This is a genomic window from Nonomuraea insulae (assembly GCF_042656245.1).
Genome location: NZ_JBHSPA010000003.1, coordinates 39,438 through 57,896, shown reverse-complemented (window position 1 = coordinate 57,896; position 18,459 = coordinate 39,438). Strand labels below are relative to the sequence as shown.

The 18,459-nt window shown below is 68.9% G+C and carries 16 protein-coding genes; 7 read left to right on the top strand and 9 right to left on the bottom strand.

Translation table 11 applies throughout. From position 1 onward, the window contains the following. The first annotated feature begins 9 nt into the window (after positions 1 to 9). Together murA and ACFPZ3_RS00740 are read left to right on the top strand one after the other, a co-directional pair. Positions 10 to 1,275 (top strand): UDP-N-acetylglucosamine 1-carboxyvinyltransferase, encoded by a 1,266-nt coding sequence (gene murA / locus ACFPZ3_RS00745; protein WP_379511925.1) that lies wholly within the window; start codon positions 10 to 12, stop codon positions 1,273 to 1,275. A 201-nt stretch (positions 1,276 to 1,476) separates the two neighbouring features. After that, the gene (locus ACFPZ3_RS00740; protein ID WP_106247572.1) at positions 1,477 to 2,766 is read left to right on the top strand and encodes a GTP cyclohydrolase IIa; all 1,290 of its coding nucleotides are present in this window, start codon (positions 1,477 to 1,479) and stop codon (positions 2,764 to 2,766) included. A 400-nt stretch (positions 2,767 to 3,166) separates the two neighbouring features. Here ACFPZ3_RS00740 and ACFPZ3_RS00735 read toward each other — a convergent pair whose 3' ends face one another. Next, positions 3,167 to 3,625, bottom strand: a complete 459-nt coding sequence (locus ACFPZ3_RS00735) for a rhodanese-like domain-containing protein (protein ID WP_379511924.1) — start codon at positions 3,623 to 3,625, stop codon at positions 3,167 to 3,169. A 181-nt stretch (positions 3,626 to 3,806) separates the two neighbouring features. Here ACFPZ3_RS00735 and ACFPZ3_RS00730 point away from each other — a divergent pair, with 181 nt between their 5' ends. After that, on the top strand, positions 3,807 to 4,697 hold the full coding sequence (locus tag ACFPZ3_RS00730; protein WP_379511923.1) for an EamA family transporter: 891 nt from the start codon (positions 3,807 to 3,809) through the stop codon (positions 4,695 to 4,697). On the opposite strand, the gene hisC is transcribed toward ACFPZ3_RS00730, so the two are convergent. Together hisC and ACFPZ3_RS00720 are read right to left on the bottom strand one after the other, a co-directional pair. Beyond that, a complete protein-coding gene (gene hisC, locus ACFPZ3_RS00725; RefSeq protein WP_379511922.1) occupies positions 4,694 to 5,752 on the bottom strand; it encodes a histidinol-phosphate transaminase in 1,059 nt (352 codons plus the stop codon). The two genes, ACFPZ3_RS00730 and hisC, sit on opposite strands and share 4 nt — an antisense overlap. 34 nt (positions 5,753 to 5,786) lie before the next feature. After that, complete coding sequence (locus tag ACFPZ3_RS00720; RefSeq protein ID WP_379511921.1) at positions 5,787 to 6,161, bottom strand: hypothetical protein; 375 nt, start codon at positions 6,159 to 6,161, stop codon at positions 5,787 to 5,789. A 136-nt stretch (positions 6,162 to 6,297) separates the two neighbouring features. Here ACFPZ3_RS00720 and cpt point away from each other — a divergent pair, with 136 nt between their 5' ends. Then, on the top strand, positions 6,298 to 6,834 hold the full coding sequence (gene cpt / locus ACFPZ3_RS00715) for a chloramphenicol phosphotransferase CPT (RefSeq protein WP_379511920.1): 537 nt from the start codon (positions 6,298 to 6,300) through the stop codon (positions 6,832 to 6,834). On the opposite strand, the gene ACFPZ3_RS00710 is transcribed toward cpt, so the two are convergent. The 5 genes from ACFPZ3_RS00710 to ACFPZ3_RS00690 form a co-directional block, all read right to left on the bottom strand. Then, the gene (locus ACFPZ3_RS00710; RefSeq protein WP_379511919.1) at positions 6,824 to 7,489 is read right to left on the bottom strand and encodes an NUDIX hydrolase; all 666 of its coding nucleotides are present in this window, start codon (positions 7,487 to 7,489) and stop codon (positions 6,824 to 6,826) included. The genes cpt and ACFPZ3_RS00710 overlap by 11 nt on opposite strands. 54 nt (positions 7,490 to 7,543) lie before the next feature. Next, positions 7,544 to 9,337 carry a DUF4434 domain-containing protein gene (locus ACFPZ3_RS00705; protein WP_379511918.1) on the bottom strand — a complete coding sequence of 598 codons (1,794 nt, stop codon included), beginning with the start codon at positions 9,335 to 9,337 and terminating at the stop codon, positions 7,544 to 7,546. Between the two features lie 27 nt (positions 9,338 to 9,364). Further along, positions 9,365 to 10,453 carry a glycosyltransferase gene (locus ACFPZ3_RS00700; protein ID WP_379511917.1) on the bottom strand — a complete coding sequence of 363 codons (1,089 nt, stop codon included), beginning with the start codon at positions 10,451 to 10,453 and terminating at the stop codon, positions 9,365 to 9,367. Between the two features lie 19 nt (positions 10,454 to 10,472). Further along, positions 10,473 to 11,720 carry a nucleotide sugar dehydrogenase gene (locus ACFPZ3_RS00695; RefSeq protein ID WP_379511916.1) on the bottom strand — a complete coding sequence of 416 codons (1,248 nt, stop codon included), beginning with the start codon at positions 11,718 to 11,720 and terminating at the stop codon, positions 10,473 to 10,475. Positions 11,721 to 11,853: 133 nt separating this feature from the next. Continuing rightward, positions 11,854 to 13,536: a glycosyltransferase family 4 protein gene (locus ACFPZ3_RS00690; RefSeq protein ID WP_379511915.1), complete on the bottom strand. Its 1,683-nt coding sequence runs from the start codon at positions 13,534 to 13,536 to the stop codon at positions 11,854 to 11,856. A 56-nt stretch (positions 13,537 to 13,592) separates the two neighbouring features. On the opposite strand from ACFPZ3_RS00690, the gene wecB reads away from it, so the two are divergent. From wecB to ACFPZ3_RS00675, 3 genes are all read left to right on the top strand, one after another. Next, positions 13,593 to 14,723: a non-hydrolyzing UDP-N-acetylglucosamine 2-epimerase gene (gene wecB, locus ACFPZ3_RS00685; protein WP_379511914.1), complete on the top strand. Its 1,131-nt coding sequence runs from the start codon at positions 13,593 to 13,595 to the stop codon at positions 14,721 to 14,723. A 54-nt stretch (positions 14,724 to 14,777) separates the two neighbouring features. Continuing rightward, complete coding sequence (locus ACFPZ3_RS00680) at positions 14,778 to 16,814, top strand: glycosyltransferase family protein (RefSeq protein WP_379511913.1); 2,037 nt, start codon at positions 14,778 to 14,780, stop codon at positions 16,812 to 16,814. A 67-nt stretch (positions 16,815 to 16,881) separates the two neighbouring features. Further along, positions 16,882 to 17,847, top strand: a complete 966-nt coding sequence (locus ACFPZ3_RS00675) for a winged helix-turn-helix domain-containing protein (protein WP_379511912.1) — start codon at positions 16,882 to 16,884, stop codon at positions 17,845 to 17,847. Between the two features lie 40 nt (positions 17,848 to 17,887). Here ACFPZ3_RS00675 and ACFPZ3_RS00670 read toward each other — a convergent pair. After that, on the bottom strand, positions 17,888 to 18,459 hold a 572-nt coding region (locus tag ACFPZ3_RS00670; protein ID WP_379511911.1), incomplete at its 5' end, for a hypothetical protein.

The window sequence follows — 18,459 nt, the reverse complement described above, 5'->3', positions numbered from 1 at the left end:
GCCGCACGAATGGTCCGTTACCGCGTGCGCGGTGGCAACGCACTGCGTGGAACCGCGTTCATCCAGGGCGCGAAGAACGCCGTGCTTCCCATGATCGGTGCGGCTCTGCTCGCCGCGAAGGGCCGCACCGTCCTGCGCAACGTGCCGATCATCGAAGACGTCCGCCGCGCGGTCGAGCTGGCTGAATCGATCGGCGCCTACGTCGAGCTGCACGAGTCAGAGCGCACGCTGGTCATTGACGCCTCCAGGCTGAACAGTCCGGTCCTGCCCGCCGAGATCGCCAGGCGGTTCCGCGGTTCGGTGTTGTTCACCCCCGCGCTGCTGCACCGCCTCGGCGAGGCGATCGTGGAAGGGGTCGGCGGCTGCAATCTCGGCAGCCGCAATCTCGACTTCCACTACCTCGGCTACAAACGGCTGGGCGCGATCGTGGACGAGGGCGAGACCGTCATCCACGTCAAGGCCTCCGGGCTGACCGGGGCGACCCTCTACCTCGACACGCCCTCCCACACCGGCACCGAGAACCTCATCATGGCCGCCGCCCTGGCCAGGGGCACCACCGTGATCGAGAACGCGGCGCTGGAGCCCGAGGTGCTAGACGTCATCGACATGCTCACCAAGATGGGCGCGCGCATCAGCGGCGGCGGCACCGGGTTCATCACCGTCGAAGGCGTCGAGGAACTGCACGCGGTCGAGCACACGGTGATGCCCGACCGGCTCGACGCGGGCGTCTTCGCGATGGCGGCGGCGATCACCGGGGGCGAGGTCAGCCTCGTGGGCACCGGCCTCGACCTGGGCGTCGTCCGCTACAAGCTGGAGCAGATGGGCGTGGAGTTCCACCGCCAGGGCGCGGTGCTCCACGTACGGTGCGAGGGCCCGCTGCGGCCGATCAACATCATCACCGACACCTACCCGGGCTTCGCCACCGACCTGCAGTCGCCGATGATGACCGTCGCCGCGCTGGCCGACGGCACCAGCTACATCCACGAGCGCATCTTCGACGGCCGCTTCGCTCTGGCCGGTGAGCTGAACAAGATGGGCGCGAACGTGGAGGTGCAGGGCAGCCGGGCCGTCGTACGCGGCCGCACCCCGCTGACCGGCACCCAGGTGACGGCGCACGATCTGCGTTCGGGGATCGCACTCGTGCTCGCCGGCCTGGCCGCCGAAGGCGAGACCCTGATCGACTCGGGATACCTGATCGATCGCGGTCACGCACATCTCGCGGCGCGAATGCGCGCGCTCGGCGCGGACATTACACGAGAGATTTCCGAGCTCTAAAAAACGTGAAGAATACCGCGTTGAGCTGCTAAGACATCTTGTCGGGCGGTCAACCAGAACGACTTTCCGGAAAAGTCGGGCGTGACATTACGGCCCCCGCGAGCGATCGTTCCAAAAGAGAGCACTGCAACGGACGGCAGGATGGGACGAACATTGGTCGAGAGGGCCGAAGAAACTCCCCGAGTGTCACGCCCGGGCGCTATGACACCGGACCTCACCATCGGCGTGGTCGGACCCCACGACCTGGTCGAGCGAGTCATGCTGATGGGTCACGCCGCGGCACCATTGCCGTGTCGCCTCGTCGCGGCCGCATACCGCGACGAACAGGAGGCACCCGACAAGGTGACGCGGCTCGGTCCCGGTGTCGACGCATGTCTTTTCGCCAGCCCAGTTCCCTATGATCTGGCCAGGCGATCAGGCGTGCTCACGATGCCCGCGACGTATGTGCAACTCGGCGGAGCAGCATTGGTGGCAGCGTTGGCCAAGGCCGCGCTGGACACCCGAATGGATCCCCAGAAGGTCAGCATCGACGTGGTCAGCAGGGCCGATGTCGAGGAGGCGTACACCGACCTCGGCATTCCCGCCGCGGACGTGCACAGCCGCGACGAGCCGGGAGCCACCGGCACCATCGCGGCCTACCACGAACGCCTGGCCAGGCAGGGTGCGACCACTGGAGCTCTGACGTGTCTGCCGGCGGTGGCCGAACGCCTGCATGCCGCGGGCGTACCGGTCATCAGAATCAGGCCGACCTCGGCTGCGGTCCGCACGGCGCTGCACACAGCGGCGCTGCTCGGGGCGCACCACCGGCTGGAGGAGTCACAGCTCACCGTGGTGCTGGTGGAGGTGCCGACGCTGCGCGAACCCGTGCGCCGCGCCGCGCCCCGCTACTGGCGCGACGAGCTGCGGCTGTCTCTGCACCGGCTCCTGGTCCAGGAAGCGAACAGGATCAACGCCACCGTCTGGCCCATCGACGATCACAGCTACCTGGTGACTGCCACCAGGGGCTCGATCGCGGCGGCGACGGACGGGTTCAGGGTGTTGCCCTTCGCGGCCAGGATCAGGGACGAGCTGGGGCTGGCTGTCGAGGTCGGCGTGGGGATGGGGCGTACGACGCATGACGCGGAGTCGCACGCCAGGGCCGCGCTGGCCCGTACACAGGCGGGCAAACAGGCACAGGGCTTCGCGGTGGACCGCGAGGGGCGGGCACTCATCCCGGCTCCGCGGATGCCACCCACCGGAGCCACCGCACTCAAACCGAAGGGGGTGGAGGTGCTGGCCAGGCTGGCGGCCAAGCTGGAAGGCGGAGACACCGTGGTCGACGCGGAAGGCGCGGGCAAGATGCTCGGGGTCACACCTCGTACGGCCCGGCGGTTGCTACGCACGTTGGTTGACGAGGGACTCGCGTGGCCGCTTCCGCCGAACCGCACACCACAACCCGGGAGGCCACGGCAGCTCTACCGGCTGATCGTGGAGAAGCTCGGACCGCGCTGAGCGTGGTGATTTCCGGCAGGCTCGCCGCGCTCCATGCGGCGGGCCTGCCTTGGCGTGGCCTTGGCATTGACCGAAGGTGTCAGCTTCGCGAACTTGAGCATTGACTCTTGTGAACTAATTGGTTGACGCGTGTGGATGGGGGTATGTTCTCGGACGCCCCCGATCGACGGGATTCGGACGGGGGCACCAAATTCTTCTGGCGCGCCGTGTGTTGGGGTGACTACGGCGCCGTGTGTGTTCATGGTGAACGGTTCCGGCGGGTTCTCTGCGGTTTCGAGCAATCTCGCCGTGTCGGTGGTAGAGATCGTGCGGGTTTCGGGCGGGGCAGGGGTCAGAAGAGGTCTGCGCGGGGCTGTGGGGGGCCTGGGAGCGGCTTTCGCGGCATTTGTGGACTCCTTTATCAACAGGCGCACGCGATGCCGGACACCGGCGCGGTGAGCGCGTCGACCGGACGGCGGGTGATTCCCTCGTCCGTCTCGACCGGGAAGCCCTCTCTCGCCCAATACTCGAAGCCGCCGAGCATTTCCTTGACGCGGTAGCCGAGTTTGGCGAACTCCAGGGCGGCGCGGGTGGCGCCGTTGCAGCCCGGACCCCAGCAGTACGTGACGACGGTGGCGTCCCTGGGGATGAGGGTGGCGGCTTTCGTGGCGATCTCGCCGGTGGGGAGATGGACGGCGCCCGCGATGTGGCCCTGGTGCCAGCTCTCGTGGCTGCGCGAGTCGACGACGACCAGTCCTTGCGATCCGAGGTCGGCGGCCACGTCGGAGACGTCGGTCTCGAAGGTCAGGCGGGCCGTGAAGTGGGCGATCGCGGCGGACGAGCCGGCGAGTGGAGGCGACATGCCGGATATTTCGCTCATGCGGGGATCCTGGCAGGAGCGGCCTCGGGGCGACAGCGGCGGGAAAGTCGTCTACCGCTAATATCCCGCCATAGTCCGAAGTCTGATACTCGCGGGCATTTGTCGTACCCCAGCTGTACCGTCATGACCCATGAGTGCAAACGCTACTGACGGTCGCTCTCCTCTTCTGGTCTGGAGCGCCTTGGGGATCGTCTATGTGGTGTGGGGCTCGACGTACCTCGGCATCAGGATCTCCATCGAAACCCTGCCGCCGCTGCTCCACGGCGCGATGCGGTTCCTCTCCGCCGCCCTGCTGCTCGCCGCTTTCCTGCTGGTCAGGAAGGGCCTGGCGGCGTTCAGGATGACCCTGCGCCAGTTCGGCGGCGCCGCGCTGGCCGGGCTGCTGCTGCTCACCGGCGGCAACGGCATGGTCGCCGTGGCCGAGCAGCACCTCTCCAGCGGCCTGGCCGCGCTGCTCGTGGCGTCGGTGCCGCTGTGGCTGGTCGTGTTCAGGATCGTGGTCAGGGACCGGCCGGCGGTGATGACGCTGGCGGGGGTGCTGGTCGGGTTCGTCGGGGTGGCGGCCCTGTCGCTGAACGGCGGCGGCGAGTCCGGCGCCGCGCCGGGCATCGTGGTGATCCTGCTGGCCTCGCTGTCGTGGTCGATCGGCTCGTTCCTGTCGGCGCGGATCCCGATGCCCCCCAACGTGTGGACGGCCAGCGCGATCGAGATGCTGGCCGGCGGCGCGGGACTGGCCGTGGTCAGCACCTCGATCGGGGAACACGTCGACCTGGCGGCCGTCTCGGGGCGGTCGTGGGCGGCGCTGACGTACCTGGTGCTGGTGGGCTCGCTGGTCGGGTTCACCGCGTACACGTGGCTACTGGGCAACGCGCCGATCTCGCTGGTCTCGACGTACGCCTACGTCAACCCGATCGTCGCCGTGCTCCTCGGCGTGCTCGTGGTGAACGAGCACGTGACGGCGCAGATCGTGGTCGGCGGGCTGATCATCCTGGTCGGCGTCGCCCTGGTGGTGTCCATCGAGCGACGCGCGAAGTCCAGGGCCCTCGTTCCAGAAGAGGTGGCCGTCTCCTAACGGCGGAATCTTCCTGCCGCGGCCAGGAAGGCGTCGTTGGCCTCGGGCGAGCCGATGGACACGCGCGCACCCTCCACGCCGAACGGCCGCACCGCCACGCCCTCCACGGCGCAGGCCGCGGCGAAGTCGGGGGTGCGCTCGCCGAGGCGGAGCCAGACGAAGTTCGCCTCGGTGGGCGGCACCGTCCAGCCTTGGGCGATGAGCGCCTCGCGTACCCGGGTGCGCTCCTTGACCACCCGCTCGACCCGCTCCTGCAGCTCGTCCTCGGCCTTCAGCGAGGCGATGGCGGCGATCTGGGCGAGGTGGTTGACGGCGAACGGGACGATCGTCTTGCGCACGGCGGTCGCCACCGGCTCGGGCGCGATCACGTAGCCGACGCGCAGGCCGGCCAGTCCGTACGCCTTGGAGAAGGTACGCAGGACCGCGACGTTCGGCCGGTCACCGTAGAGGGTGAGGCCGTCGGGGACGTCCTCGTCACGCACGTACTCGCGGTAGGCCTCGTCCAGGACGACCAGCACGTCCTCCGGCACCCGGTCGAGGAACGCCTCCAGTTCGGCCCTGCGGATGGCGGTGCTCGTGGGGTTGTTCGGGTTGCACACCAGCACCATGCGGGTGCGGTCGTTGATCGCCTCGGCCATGGCGTCCAGGTCGTGGTCCTCACCCGCCAGGGGCACCGTGACCGACTTCACCCCGGCCAGGTCGGCGAGCAGCGGGTAGGCCTCGAACGACCGCCACGCGTACACGACCTCGGCCCCGGGCTCCCCCACCGTCTCGAACAACTGCTGTGCCACCGTCACCGACCCGGCGCCCAGCGCGATGTGCTCGGCGGGAACGCCGAACCGCTCCGCGATGGCCTCGGTCAGCTCGACGGCCCCCGGGTCCGGGTATCTGTTGACCTGCCGCGCCCCTTCGGCGATGGCCTCGACCACGGAGGGCAGCGGGTCGTACGGGGATTCGTTGGACGACAACTTGTACGACCGCCCGTCGGGGGCGGCAACCGCCTTACCCGGCTTGTAGGCGGTCATAGTGTCCAGGATCTGGCGGAAACGAGGCATGGAATCACTTTAGGAGGCGCGGCGGGATGAGGCATCACCCAGGTCCCACCCACTCCTTGCACGCCTCGGTCACGAATCCCTTGTCCGTCGGGAGGATGGTGACCGTCACGGGGCCGACGGTCGTACCAGAGTCGATCACGGAGCCGGCCTCTCCCGACAGCTCACTCAGCCGGTACCAGGAGCACGAGTTGGGTGAGCGGTCGCTGCCCTTGGTGGTGTAGGTGCCGGGCTCGATGTCCACGCCGACGACCAGGGTGTGGGGGAGGCTGGGATCGACGCCCCTGGTCCAGGGGAAGGTCTTGAGCGCGTTCGGGGCGCTTGCCGCTTGTTCCGGGGGTGGCGCCGCCTCTTCGGAGGCCGCGCCGCCCAGCAGGGCGAGCATGGTGATCACGCCCGCTGCGACGATCATGATCGCGAGCGCGAGGATCGCTAACGGGCCACTCCTACGGGTCACTGATCAAGAGTGCCATTCGGGAGGGGCCGGAGAAAGGGTCCACTCAGAAAAGCGCTTTTCCGAGGTCGGGGGCGGCTTCTAGGGTGGTGCGGTGACTACTCAGGTGATCGTGGTGAACGGCGGCTCCAGCTCGGGAAAGTCCGGAATCGTGCGCTGTCTGCAGGCCGTCCTGCCGGATCCGTGGCTCGCCTTCGGGGTCGATTCGTTGATCCAGGCCATGCCCGTGTCCATGCAGGGCTCGGACGCGGGAATCGTGCTGGCCGCCGATGGCGCGGTGCATGTGGGGGCGGAGTTCAGGGCGTTGCAACGTGCGTGGATGGAGGGAGTCGCCGCGATGGCCCGCGCCGGCGCCCGGGTGATCGTGGATGACGTCCTTCTTGGCGGGGCGGGTTCCCAGCAGGAGTGGCAGAAGGCTCTTGGCGGGCTGGAGGTGTTGTGGGTCGGCGTCCGGTGCGAGAGCGCGGTCGCGGCCGGTCGGGAGATCGCCCGGGGGGATCGCGTCCGGGGGATGGCCGAACTGCAGGCGGAGGTGGCCCATCGCGGCGTGGTCTATGACGTGGAGGTGGACACCACGCATACCGAGTCCTTGGAGTGCGCCCGGACCATCGCGGCCGGTCTTATTCCTTGAGGCTGCGGAGCATCGGGGGGTGGAGGAGGACGGCGGGGCCCCGGCGGAAGAGCTTGGCCGGGCGGCCGCCGTCTCTTGTCGTCGTGCCGCCCGTCTCCACCAGGAAGCCCTCCGCCTTGGTGACCTTCCTGTGGAAGTTCCTGGGGTCCAGCGTGCGGCCCCAGACGATCTCGTACACCCGGCGGAGGTCCGCCACCGTGAACTCGGGGGGGCAGAAGGCGGCGGCCAGCGAGGTGTACTCCAGCTTGCCCCATGCCCGTTCGATCCCGTCCAGCATGATGCGCCGGTGGTCGAAGGCCATGACGGCCAGCGAGGCGATCGGCTGCCAGCTCATGTGGGCCTTCTCCGAGGCCGGGAGGTCGGGGGCCAGGCCGAGGTAGGCGACGCTGAGGACCCGCTGGCGGGGGTCGCGGTCGGGGTAGCCGTAGGTCTGGAGCTGCTCCAGATGCACCGGGGCGCCCGGGAGGCCGGCCCGTTCGGAGAGGATGCGGTGGGCGGCGGCCGGAAGGTCTTCGTCCAGTTGGATGAAGCCGCCCGGGAGGGACCAGCGGCGCAGGAACGGGGGGTTGTCGCGGCGCCAGACCAGAGCGCATAGGGCCTGGTTGCGCACGGTGAGCACCACCAGGTCGACGCTGACCGGGACGCTCGGGACCATGGCAGGCACGTTACACGCAGTCGTGGGCGAGCAGCGAACCGTACGCCGGAGCCCCTACGTGACGATGCGTACGTGTAACGGCTCGGTCGTCGACTGGCCGGAGGGGACCTTGACCCCGATCTCGACCCACTCCCCCGCCGGCACCTGGGCCCAGTCGAACGGCACCCACGCCGTCGCCATCCCCTCCGGCAGTTCGTCGTCGATCGGGTCCTCATCCAGCCACCCCACCGACGACACCACCATCTCCTTGGTGCCTCCGCTCCAGGTGATCGTGACGGTGCTGTCCTTGAAGTTGTAGCCGCGTACCTCCAGACCGTCCTGGATGTCGCGCGGGCGGCGGATGGCGTCCACGGCGATCGGACGCCGCCAGTCCTCGGCGATCTCGTCTTCGAGGGACGGCTTCCCGCATGTCATGAAATCGCTCCACATATAGGAGACGATCTTCTGGACGTAGCGGCCGGCCATCGTGACCGCCTGGTCCAGGCGTTTCTTGTCCGTCTTGCCACGCGTCCCCGTCGGAGCGCACGGCTGGTCGCCCGAGGGTTCGAACGCCTCCACGTTCGCCCAGAGCTCCACCTGGTAGCCCGAGTCGAGCATCTCCTCACGGGCGGCCGCCATCTCGCGGTAGTAGTCGCGCGTCGACCCGAGGTAGGCCGTGTCGTACGTCGACTCCCCCACCACCGGCCGCAGCCGCTCGTCCACCTCGCTCTTCCGCTGGTCGGGCCAGAACAGCCCCACCTTGCCCGTCCCCCGGCTGTCCTGCGGCGCGATGATCCCGACCCCGGTCTTCACCAGGGCCTTGAACCCCTCGGCCACCTGCTTGGGCGTCTGCCCGAAGGACACCCGCTTGCGCGCGTCCAGGTAGGGGCTGATCAGGATCGGCTTGCCCAGCTCCTGCGCGACGATCGTGTGCTGGTCGGCGTAGACCTCCAGCGTCGGGTTCGTGGCCAGCGTCGAGGACATCTGGACCTCGAACGGCTGGTAGACGCCACCGAGGGCGTCGCGGTCGGCGAAGCGCACGCCGTAGTCCTGCAAAATGCGCCGGGTCAGCGTGGTGAGCGTGCCGAGGTGGCGCTTCTCCGCCCTGATCGGGTTCTTGGAGTCGCGCGGCGCGAGCGGGAGCGCGGGGAAGACCCGCATGCCGAACTGGTCGGCCAGGTCGAGCAGCTCACTCAGGCTGTCCTTGGTCGAGCCGGCCACCAGGATCATGTCGTACGACCTGGCCTTCTTGGTGAAGTCGCAGGTCGCGTCGTCGGAGCCGTCGGCCTGGGTGAGGAGCCGGTAGTAGATCCGGTTGCCGGCCCTGATCGGGTGCTCCATCTGGGCGCAGCGGAACAGGCCCTCGTCGAACGACTCGTCGGTGCGGTAGACGTACATGCGGCCGATGCGGTTGTCGGGGTTGGCCTCCTGCAGGTCGTGGAGAGCGGCGTCGTAGCAGGTCATACCATCTTCCTTGCACGACTTGTAGAGCGGGTCGACGGTGCCGTCCTTGGCCCGGATCTCCCCCGTGTCGGTGACGGTGCGGAACTGCAGGCCGTAGCCGATCCTGATGATCGTGTCGCCGCCGACGCGGTGGATCTCCTGGAGCTGCTTGCGCCAGGTGCAGACGTTCGACTGGGGAGTGATCCAGTAGCCGGTGACGGCGTAGGGGGCCACCTCGTCGGTGTCGAACGTTCCACAGGGGTCGGTGAACTCGCTCACCTTCGGCGTCGGGTCGGTCTTCGCCGGTGTGGGGAGCGCCGACTTGCCGGCGGTCGTCACCTTGTCGTCTGAAGACGGCAGCACGATGATCACGGTCGCGACCACGGCCAGAATGGCTGCGCCCACGACCAGCAAGAGCCAGCGCACGTTCAGGAACCTACCCGCCCTCGTGAATTACGGCTTGACCCCGGCCCAGGACTCCAGCTGTGTGACGAACCGCTTGGCCGAGTTGGGCCAGTGGTGGTTCGCGCGCGCCGCGGCGTAACCGCGCGCGCCCTGCGCCCGCCGCTCGCGTACGTCGTCCCGCAGGGTCAGCACCGCCTGGGCGACCGCCTTGGCGTCCTCCCAGGGCACCACGACGCCGCTGTCATAACGCTCCACCAGTTCGACCGCCCGCGGCGACGGCGTCGTGATGACGGGGATGCCGTGCGCCATGTACTCGACGATCTTCGTCGGCATCGAGTGCCGGTAGTTCGGCTCGTCGTGCAGCAGCGACAACCCCGCGAGCGCCCCGTCGAGCCGCTTGAGCGCCTCGTCGTTGGGCATGAAGTCGCGCCACTCCAGCAGGCCGTCGGTGACGGCCTGGTTGAGCACCGGGCGGCTCTGCGGGTCGGCGTACCCGATCAGCTCCACCGTAACCCGGTACGGCTGCAGCAGCTTGGCCACGTCGATCGCCTCGAACACGCCCCGGGCCCTGGACAACCACCCGAGGTAGACCACCCGGTCGTCGCCGGGCGGCGTCACGGAGTCGGGCACCCAGGTCTCGTTCGGCACGATGAGGTGGGCGTGCTTGAACCTGCCCGCGTAGGCCGTCTCGGCCAGCAGCAGGTGCATGTGCCGCTCCGCGGTGCCCTCCAGCATGCGGGCCAGGAACCGCACGGGCGGCCGCAGCGGCGCCGGCAGCCACGGCTTGAGCGAGAGCGTGGCGGGGGTGTCCTCATGGACGTCCCACACCACGGGCGGCTTGTTGCGCATGCCCCACACCGCGAACAGCAGCTCGGGGTCGTGGATGAGGACGAGGTCGACCTTGTTCCGCATACGCTTGAACAGCCGGCGCGCGGCCAGCGTCGCGGACACCCGATTACGCTGGGCGGCCCGGGGCAGATCCACACCGGTGACCCACGGTCTGGGGACCACGCCGTGCGCCGTGAACGACGCCGCGTACGTGACCTCATGACCGGCATCCACAAGGGCACGGATCTGCCGATGCAGAATTCTCGCGTCCTCGGGGTTATGCACCACCGTCATGACGAGCACGTGCACTGCGCGCAGCCCTCCGTCGCTACAGCCGCTCGACGCGTTCACCCTCGGCGAGAACGCCGCGGGTGTCCAGCACGAGCCTGGCCTTCGCCTCGACCATGTCGAGGTCGAACGCGGAGTGCTGCTGCAGGAGCAGCGTCACGTCCGCGTTGATCACGGCCTCGGCCAGATCCTCCTCACGCGGCACCGGGGTGCCGTCTACCGACCACTCCCTCACGTACGGGTCCGCGAACGTGAGCTCGGCGCCCAGCTCCAGCAGCGCACGCGCCACAGGGAGGGCCGGAGTCTCACGATCGTCGGCGATATCCGGTTTGTACGTGACGCCGAGCATAACGACTCTGGCGCCGTTAACAGCCTTTTTATGCCTGTTCAGCAACCTTTGGACGCGCGCCACCACGTAGGACGGCATCCGCTCGTTGATCTCCTGCGCCAGCTCCACGAACCGGAACGGGTAGCCGAGCTTGCGCACGGTGTAGGACAGGTACGAGGGATCGACGGGAATGCAGTGCCCGCCCACCCCCGGCCCCGGCAGGAACTTGTGGAAGCCGAACGGCTTGGTGCCCGCCGCCTCGATGGCCTCCCACAGGTCGATGCCGAGCTCGTCGCAGAAGATCGCCATCTCGTTGACGAGGGCGATGTTGACGTGCCGGTAGGTGTTCTCCAGCAGCTTGGCCATCTCGGCCTCGCGGGTGCCGCTGACGGGCACCACCTGCTCGACGAACTGCCCGTAGAACGCTGTGGCCCGGTCGCGGCAGGTCGGCGTGTAGCCGCCCACGACCTTGGGTGTGTTGCGCAGGCCGAACTTGGGGTTGCCCGGGTCGATGCGCTCGGGCGAGAAGGCCAGGTGGAAGTCCTCACCCGCGACCAGCCCTGCGCTCTCCAGCAGCGGCCTGGCCACCTCGTCGGTGGTGCCGGGCCACGTGGTGGACTCCAGGACGACGAGCGTGCCCTTGCTCAGGTTGCGGGCGACGGCCTTGGTCGCGCCCTCGACCGCGGACAGGTCCGGGCGGTGATCCTCATCCAGCGGGGTGGGCACGCAGATGACGATCGTGTTGCTCCTGGCCAGCACGGTCTCATCGAGCGTGGCGCTGAACCCGCTGGCCAGCATGTGCTCGAGGTCGGCGTCGGTCAGGTCATCGATGTAGGACTGTCCGGCGTTGAGCGCGTCCACCTTGGCGGGGTCCACGTCCAGGCCGGCGACCCGCAGGCCGGCACGCACCGCCTCCTTGGCGAGAGGCATGCCGACGTAGCCCAGGCCGATGACAGTCATGTCGATTTCTGTCACAGCTGTGCCTTTGGGAGCCGGAAACAACACTTCATGGTCGCAAAGGTTATCTCAAGTCCACCTAGCTCACGCCTAATGCGACAGAACCCGTCACAACTGGCAGGCAACGTGAAGGTCATCATTCCGCAAGCGATCGGTATAGAGACTGATAAGTCTCGGCAACGCGGCTCCACGTGCGCTTCGCCGCCACTTCAGCCCGTCCTGCCTCACCCATCTCAGCACGCCTGGCCGGGTCCTCACGGAGCCCGGCGAGCGCCTTGGCCAGCTCGGCCGGATCGCCCGCCGGCACCAGCAGACCGGCCCCGTCGGAGCCGACAAGCTCGGACAGCGCGGGCAGATCGCTCAGCACGACGGGCTTGCCGAGCGCCATCGCCTCGACGGGTTTCAATGGCGTAACAAGTCGGCACACCCGAAGATCCTCACGCGGGCAGGCGAAGACGTCGATGGCGTCCTGCGCCTGCAGCGCCTCGTCGGGGCCGACCCTGCCGGGCAGGATGGCGTCCTTCAGGCCCAGCTCCTCGACCAGCTGCAGGAGGTTGTCGCGCTCGGTGCCGTCGCCCACGATGAGCACGCGTACCGGGGTGGCCTCGTCACGCAGCAGCGCGGCGGCCCGCAGCAGGGTCGCGAAGCCCTCGTAGGCCACGATGCTGGACACCGAGCCGACGACGATCTCACCGTCGGCGATGCCGTACGACCGCCTGAACGAGGCCCCGTCGTAGTGGGCCGTCAGCAGCGAGTCGTCCACGGCGTTGGGCGCCAGGTGGATCCGCTCCCTGGGCACGCCGCGCTCGACGATCTCGGTGGCCATGGTCTCGGCCAGCGTGACGACCGCGTCCGCCTCGCGCATCAGGAACGCCTCGCGATCGCGCTGGAGCACGTGCCGCTGGCTGCCGACGCGGATGGGGTCGCGGGAGGCCCAGGTCTCCTCCAGGAAGCCGCGCACCTCGTAGACGTACGGGGTGCCCGTCCTGTCGCGGACGGCGTGCGCGACCGAGCCGTTGCGATGGTCGGTGGCGGCGTGCAGGACCTGCGGCTGCAACTCGGTCACGAGCTTGGTGACCCGGTCGGCGCCCTTGATCATGCGCCCGCGCATCTCGAACGGCATCTCGCCGTGCCGGTCGGGCAGCAGCCGGTGATAGGGAATGCCGTCGAGCTCGTCGTAGGGCACCGCGTCCGCGTGCCCCTGCAACATCGGCCAGCCCCAGCTCGTGACCACGTGCGGGTCGAGCCCGGCGACCTTCTGCGCGGTGACGATGCGGTGGGTGCGCACGGTGTAACCGGCCTGCGTGTACGGCAGCGCGTTCGTGACCATGTGCAGAACCCGGCCCTGGATCCGCTCCAGGATGGCCACCTTGTGGCCGGGCGGAATCGGGTCGGGGCTGATCGCGGCCAGCTCGCCCCGGTAGTAGGCGGCCCTGCGCTTGACGAACGGGTATTTGTGGTGAGCGTCCAGCACGGCGGCGGCGTCACTCACCCGGCCGGCGTCCCAGAGTTCCTTGGCCTCGTTCCACGGCCCCTTGACCACGCGCATGCCGAACTTGCGGACCATGCGCCTGGCTCGCCGGGCGACCGGCCAGGCGACGCTGCCCACGACCGGGCGCAGCACGGGCGGGAGGGTGTCGGCGGCGGCCTGGGCCACGCGGACGGGGTCGGACTTGACCTTCGTCATGACCACGCGGGAGACGATGATCGGGTGCTGGACGAAGCCCTTGAGAAGTCCCCCGACGCCGGCACGGGCGGACTTCGCGGAAACCCTGTCGGATGTACGGGAGGAGTCTTGACGACTGGCGTCGGATGCCACGGTGGGACCGTACCATAGGCAGCGTTTTTTCCCTTCCGCTATGAAAGGCGAGGTCAATGAGGGAGAACCCCCTGGTCCTGCACGTTTTGGGTGCTCGTCCCAATTTCGTGAAAGCGGCCCCGGTGGTGCGGGCACTCGGCGAGCTCGGCGTGCGGCAGGGCATCATCCACACTGGTCAGCACTATGACGCGCTGATGTCCGACGTCTTCTTCGCCGACCTCGGTCTGCCCGAGCCGGTGGCGAACCTGGGAGTCGGCTCCGGCAGCCATGCCAAGCAGACGGCGGCCCTGCTCGTCGGCCTGGAGGAGGTCGTCGAGGAGCACGAGCCCGACCTGGTCGTGGTCTACGGCGACGTGAACTCCACCCTGGCCGCGATCCTGGTGTGCGCCAAGCTGGGCGTGCGGACGGCGCACGTGGAGGCGGGGCTGCGCTCGTACGACCGGGGCATGCCGGAGGAGGTCAACCGGGTCGTCACCGACGCGCTGGCCGACCTGCTGTTCGCCACCTCGCCGGAGGCGCTGTCGTACCTGGCGTCCGAGGGGGTGCCGCCGTCCAAGGTGCACCTGGTGGGCAACCCCATGATCGACAGCCTGTTCTCGGCGCTGCCGGCGCTGGACCCGGCGCCCATCGTGGCGCGGCTGGGCCTGCCGGCCCGCTACGCCGTCGCGACGCTGCACCGGCCCGCGAACGTGGACACCGCCGAGGCCGCCAGGGAGCTGGTGGACGCGGTGCTGGAGGTCTCGCGGCAGGTCCCGATCGTGGTGCCGATCCACCCGCGCGGCAAGGTGCGGCTGGCACAGGCCGGGCTGGTCGACGGTGAGACGGTCAAGGTCGTCGATCCGCTCGGTTATGTGGACTTCCTCTCACTCGTACGGGGTGCCGCGCTGGTCGTCACGGACTCCGGCGGCGTGCAGGAGGAGACGACCATGCTGGGCGTCCCCTGCCTGACCGTCAGGCCCAATACCGAGCGGCCGATCACGATCACCCACGGCACGAACCGCCTGGTCACGCCCGCCCTGCTGCCCGCCGCCGCGGAGAAGGCGCTGGCCGACGGGGCCGCCACGCCGGCCGGTGAGCTGCCGGTGTTGTGGGACGGCAAGGCCGGGCCGCGGATCGCCACGGTGATCGCCGCCTGGCTGAAGGGTGACAACCTGGCTCCTGCCTCTCAGGGCAAACGCCCCGAATAGCGGGCGTATCCGCCGTACTATGACTTACCTCTGCTGAGCGATAGGCGTATCACCATGGCCGAACTCCCCGAAGAGCCCACCTACCAGCGGCTCGGGCCCGTCAACTGGCTGCCTGAGGAGCGCAAGCTCGTCGAGCGCTACGAGGCGGAGGCCAGGGAGCTACGACGACGGCTGGAGATCGCCGAGGCCAAGGCCGCGTACGCGACGTGGAAGCTGGAGGCCACGCAGGCCAAGCGCACGTTCAAGCTGGGCGAGGCGCTGGGCTCGAAGAGCCCGGGCAGGATCGTCGACGCGGTCCGGTCGAAGGAGCGGGCGCCCAAGCCGCCGATGCCGGTGAGCGAGGCCACGGAGCTGGCCAACCACCGGGCCCCGCTGGCCGAGGTGCCCGGCGTGAAGTGGCCCGCCGGCCCGGTGAACAGGCCGGAGCTGAAGGTCGCGGTGATCCTCGACGACTTCTCCAGGATGGCCTTCCGCTACGAGTGGGACCAGATCGAGTTCGGTCTCAAGGACTGGCCGGAGATCTTCGCCGACAAGCGGCCCGACCTGCTGTTCTGCGAGTCGGCCTGGCACGGGAACCAGGGTCGCTGGCGTTACCAGATGACCGGCACGAACGCCCCCAAGGAGCCGCTCCGCGAGCTGGTGGCCTGGTGCAGGCGGGAGGGCATCCCGACGGTCTTCTGGAACAAGGAGGACCCGCCGAACTTCGACTTCTTCATCGACACGGCCAAGCTGTTCGACTACGTGTTCACCTGCGACGGTGACATGCTGCCGAAATATCGGGAAATTTTGGGACATGATCGGGTGGACGTGCTGCAGTTCGCCGCCCAGCCCCGCGTCCACAACCCGATCCAGCAGCCCAAGGGCCGCCTGCACGACGTGGTCTTCGCCGGCATGTACTTCCGCGACAAGCATCCCGAGCGCCGCGAGCAGATGGAGACCGTGCTCGACCCGGTCAGGGAGCTGGGCCTGCACATCTTCGCGCGCAACGGCGAGGTGGACGAGAAGTACGCCTGGCCCGAGAAGTACCGGCCGCACATCGTGGGCGAGTTGCCCTACGACCAGATGCTGGCCGCGTACCGGATGTACAAGGTCTTCCTCAACGTCAACTCCGTGCTCGACTCGCCGACCATGTGCGCGCGGCGCGTCTTCGAGCTGTCCGCCTGCTCGACGCCCGTGGTGTCGGGATGGTCGCGGGCGATCGAGGAGACGTTCGGCGACCTGGTGCCGATCGCGCGGGAGCCGATCGAGTCCTACAACCAGGTCCTGCACCTGATCAACAGCCCCGAGCTGCGGGCCAGGATGGGGCACCTGGCGATGCGCGAGGTGTTCGACAAGCACCTGTTCTCGCACCGGGTGGACCAGATCCTGCAGGACCTCGGCCACCACGTGACGACCCGCTCGCGCTCGATCTCCGTCGTGCTGCCCACCAACCGCGCCTCGCAGATCGAGCACGCGATCTCCTCGGTGGCCAAGCAGCTCCACCGGCCGCTGCAGCTCATCATGGTGCTGCACGGCCTCGACATCGACCCGGTCGTGGTGGCGGACAAGGCCCGCATGGCGGGCATCACGGACGTCACGGTCCTGCCCGCCGACGCGTCACTCTCGCTCGGGGCCTGCATGAACCTGGGCATCGCCGCCGCCGAGGGCGAGCTGATCGCCAAGATGGACGACGACAACCTGTACGGGGAGCACTATCTGTCGGACCTGGTCCGGGCCTTCGACTATTCGGACGCGGAGCTGACCGGCAAGGGCGCGCACTACGCCTACTTCGAGGGCTCCAACACCACGATGTTGCGCCTGCCCGGGCTGGAGAACCGCTACTCGTGGCTGGTCCAGGGCGGCACGTTCCTCGGCAAGGCGGACCTGTTCCGCACCTACCGGTTCGCCGACATCACCAGGGGCGAGGACACCCACCTCGTACGGCGCCTCAAGGAGGACTCCGTCAAGATCTACTCGGCGGACCGCTTCAACTTCGTCTACTGGCGCAGCGCCGACACCGCGATGCACACCTGGCAGGCCGACCACATCAAGCTGACCAGGAACGCCCAGTTCGCCTTCGTCGGCCGCCCCGACGCCCACGTCCTCATCTGAACGTGCCGTACGGGTAAAGTGACCTGCGATCGGAGTGACGCAAGAGGTTGCAGGGGCCGGCGGGATCATGCACACGAATCTGGTCATCGAACGGCTTGACCGCGTCCCGGTGTCGGTGACCCTCACGCCGGGGCTGTCGATGCTGGCCCTGATCACCGACGCCCTGTCAGGGCGGACCAGAGGCGCCCCCGAGCCGTGGCGGCGGCTGGTGCGCTCGGCCGCCCTGGTGCCCGACGAGATGGTGCTGCGTTCCCTGGCGACGCCCGGGTTCAGCGTGCTGCCCGATCTGGTGCTGCCCGGGGAGTTCACCCGCGACCTGGACGTGCCGACGCAGGTCGAGATGTTGCGCGACCTGCCGCCCGACGCGCTGCTGAGCGAGGTGGAGACCATCACCGACGGGCGCCCGCCGACGCACTGGCGGCCCGCGCTCAAGCATCCGCAGCGCTGGCTGCACGGGTACGCCTCGCTTGTGGAGGCGGCCTGGGCCGCGATGGACCCCGTCTGGACGCGGGCGAGGCCGCTGTTCGAGCGCGAGGTCGAGCGGGTGGCGGTGGCGGCCGCGCGCCGCTCGCTCGACGTGGTGCTCAACGGGCTGCACGCCAACTGCCGCTTCACCGACGGGACGCTCAGCTTTCCCGACTTCGAGCCCGAACGCTTCTCGATCGGGTCGCGGGGGCTGGTGCTGATGCCGATGCTCGCCGGGCCCAACGCGCTCATCGCGCGTCTCGACGGTCCCGACGCCGTCTGGATCGGCTACCCGCTGCCCGGGGCCGACGGTCCTCCCAGGTCGCGCGAGAACTTCCTGGAGATCCTCGTCGGGGACGTGCGCTCGGCCATCCTGACCACGCTGGAGCGGCCGTTGACGATGGGGGCGCTGGCCCGGCGGGTTCAATACGCCCCGAACGCCGTCACCTACCACTGCAACTGGCTGGAGTCGGCGGGGCTGGTCCTGCGGCGGCGCGAAGGCCGCGAGATCCACGTCCAGCGCACCCCTCGCGCCTCCGCCCTCGTGGACCTCTTCGAGGGCCGCTGACCTGCCGCGCCCCACGAGGGCCCCTCTCCTCCGAAAAGATCTATCTGGTGACCTGCGCCAGGTTCTGGTCGGCGAGTTTCGCCAGCTCGTAGAGGCCCTGCGGCTTGACCCGCTGCCCGACCACGAGCATGGACATGATCAGCGCGCCCCGCCTGATCATGACCGAGCCGATCTGCGCGTTCTGCTTGCCGCCCGCGGCCGTGGTGAGGTAGGCGCGCGACTGATCGCCCTTGGCGGGCATGTCGAGGGTGCGCGTCTTGTAGGAGACCTTGGTGCCGTTGACGTCGGCGGTGTAGGAGGTGCACTGCTGGGGCAGTGGCGCGGGGAAGGCGGCCGACGGCAGCGACACGATGGCCTGGGTGATCGAGCCGCGGGCCGCGGAGAAGGCGACCACCGCGGCGGGCGACTTGGCGACCTCGGGCTTGGCGGCGTCGAGCTGGGCGGCCCCCGCGCACTCCGGGTGTTGCACCTTGGCCTGCTGAACGGCGGCCAGGCCCTGCTGGGTTGACTTGAGCGAGCCGAACGCCCCCATTTCCGGCCCATAGGCGATGCTCATGCCCTTGGGCACGGGCAGCAGGGCAGCACGCAGTTTGGCGCTCTCGGCGGCGGCCG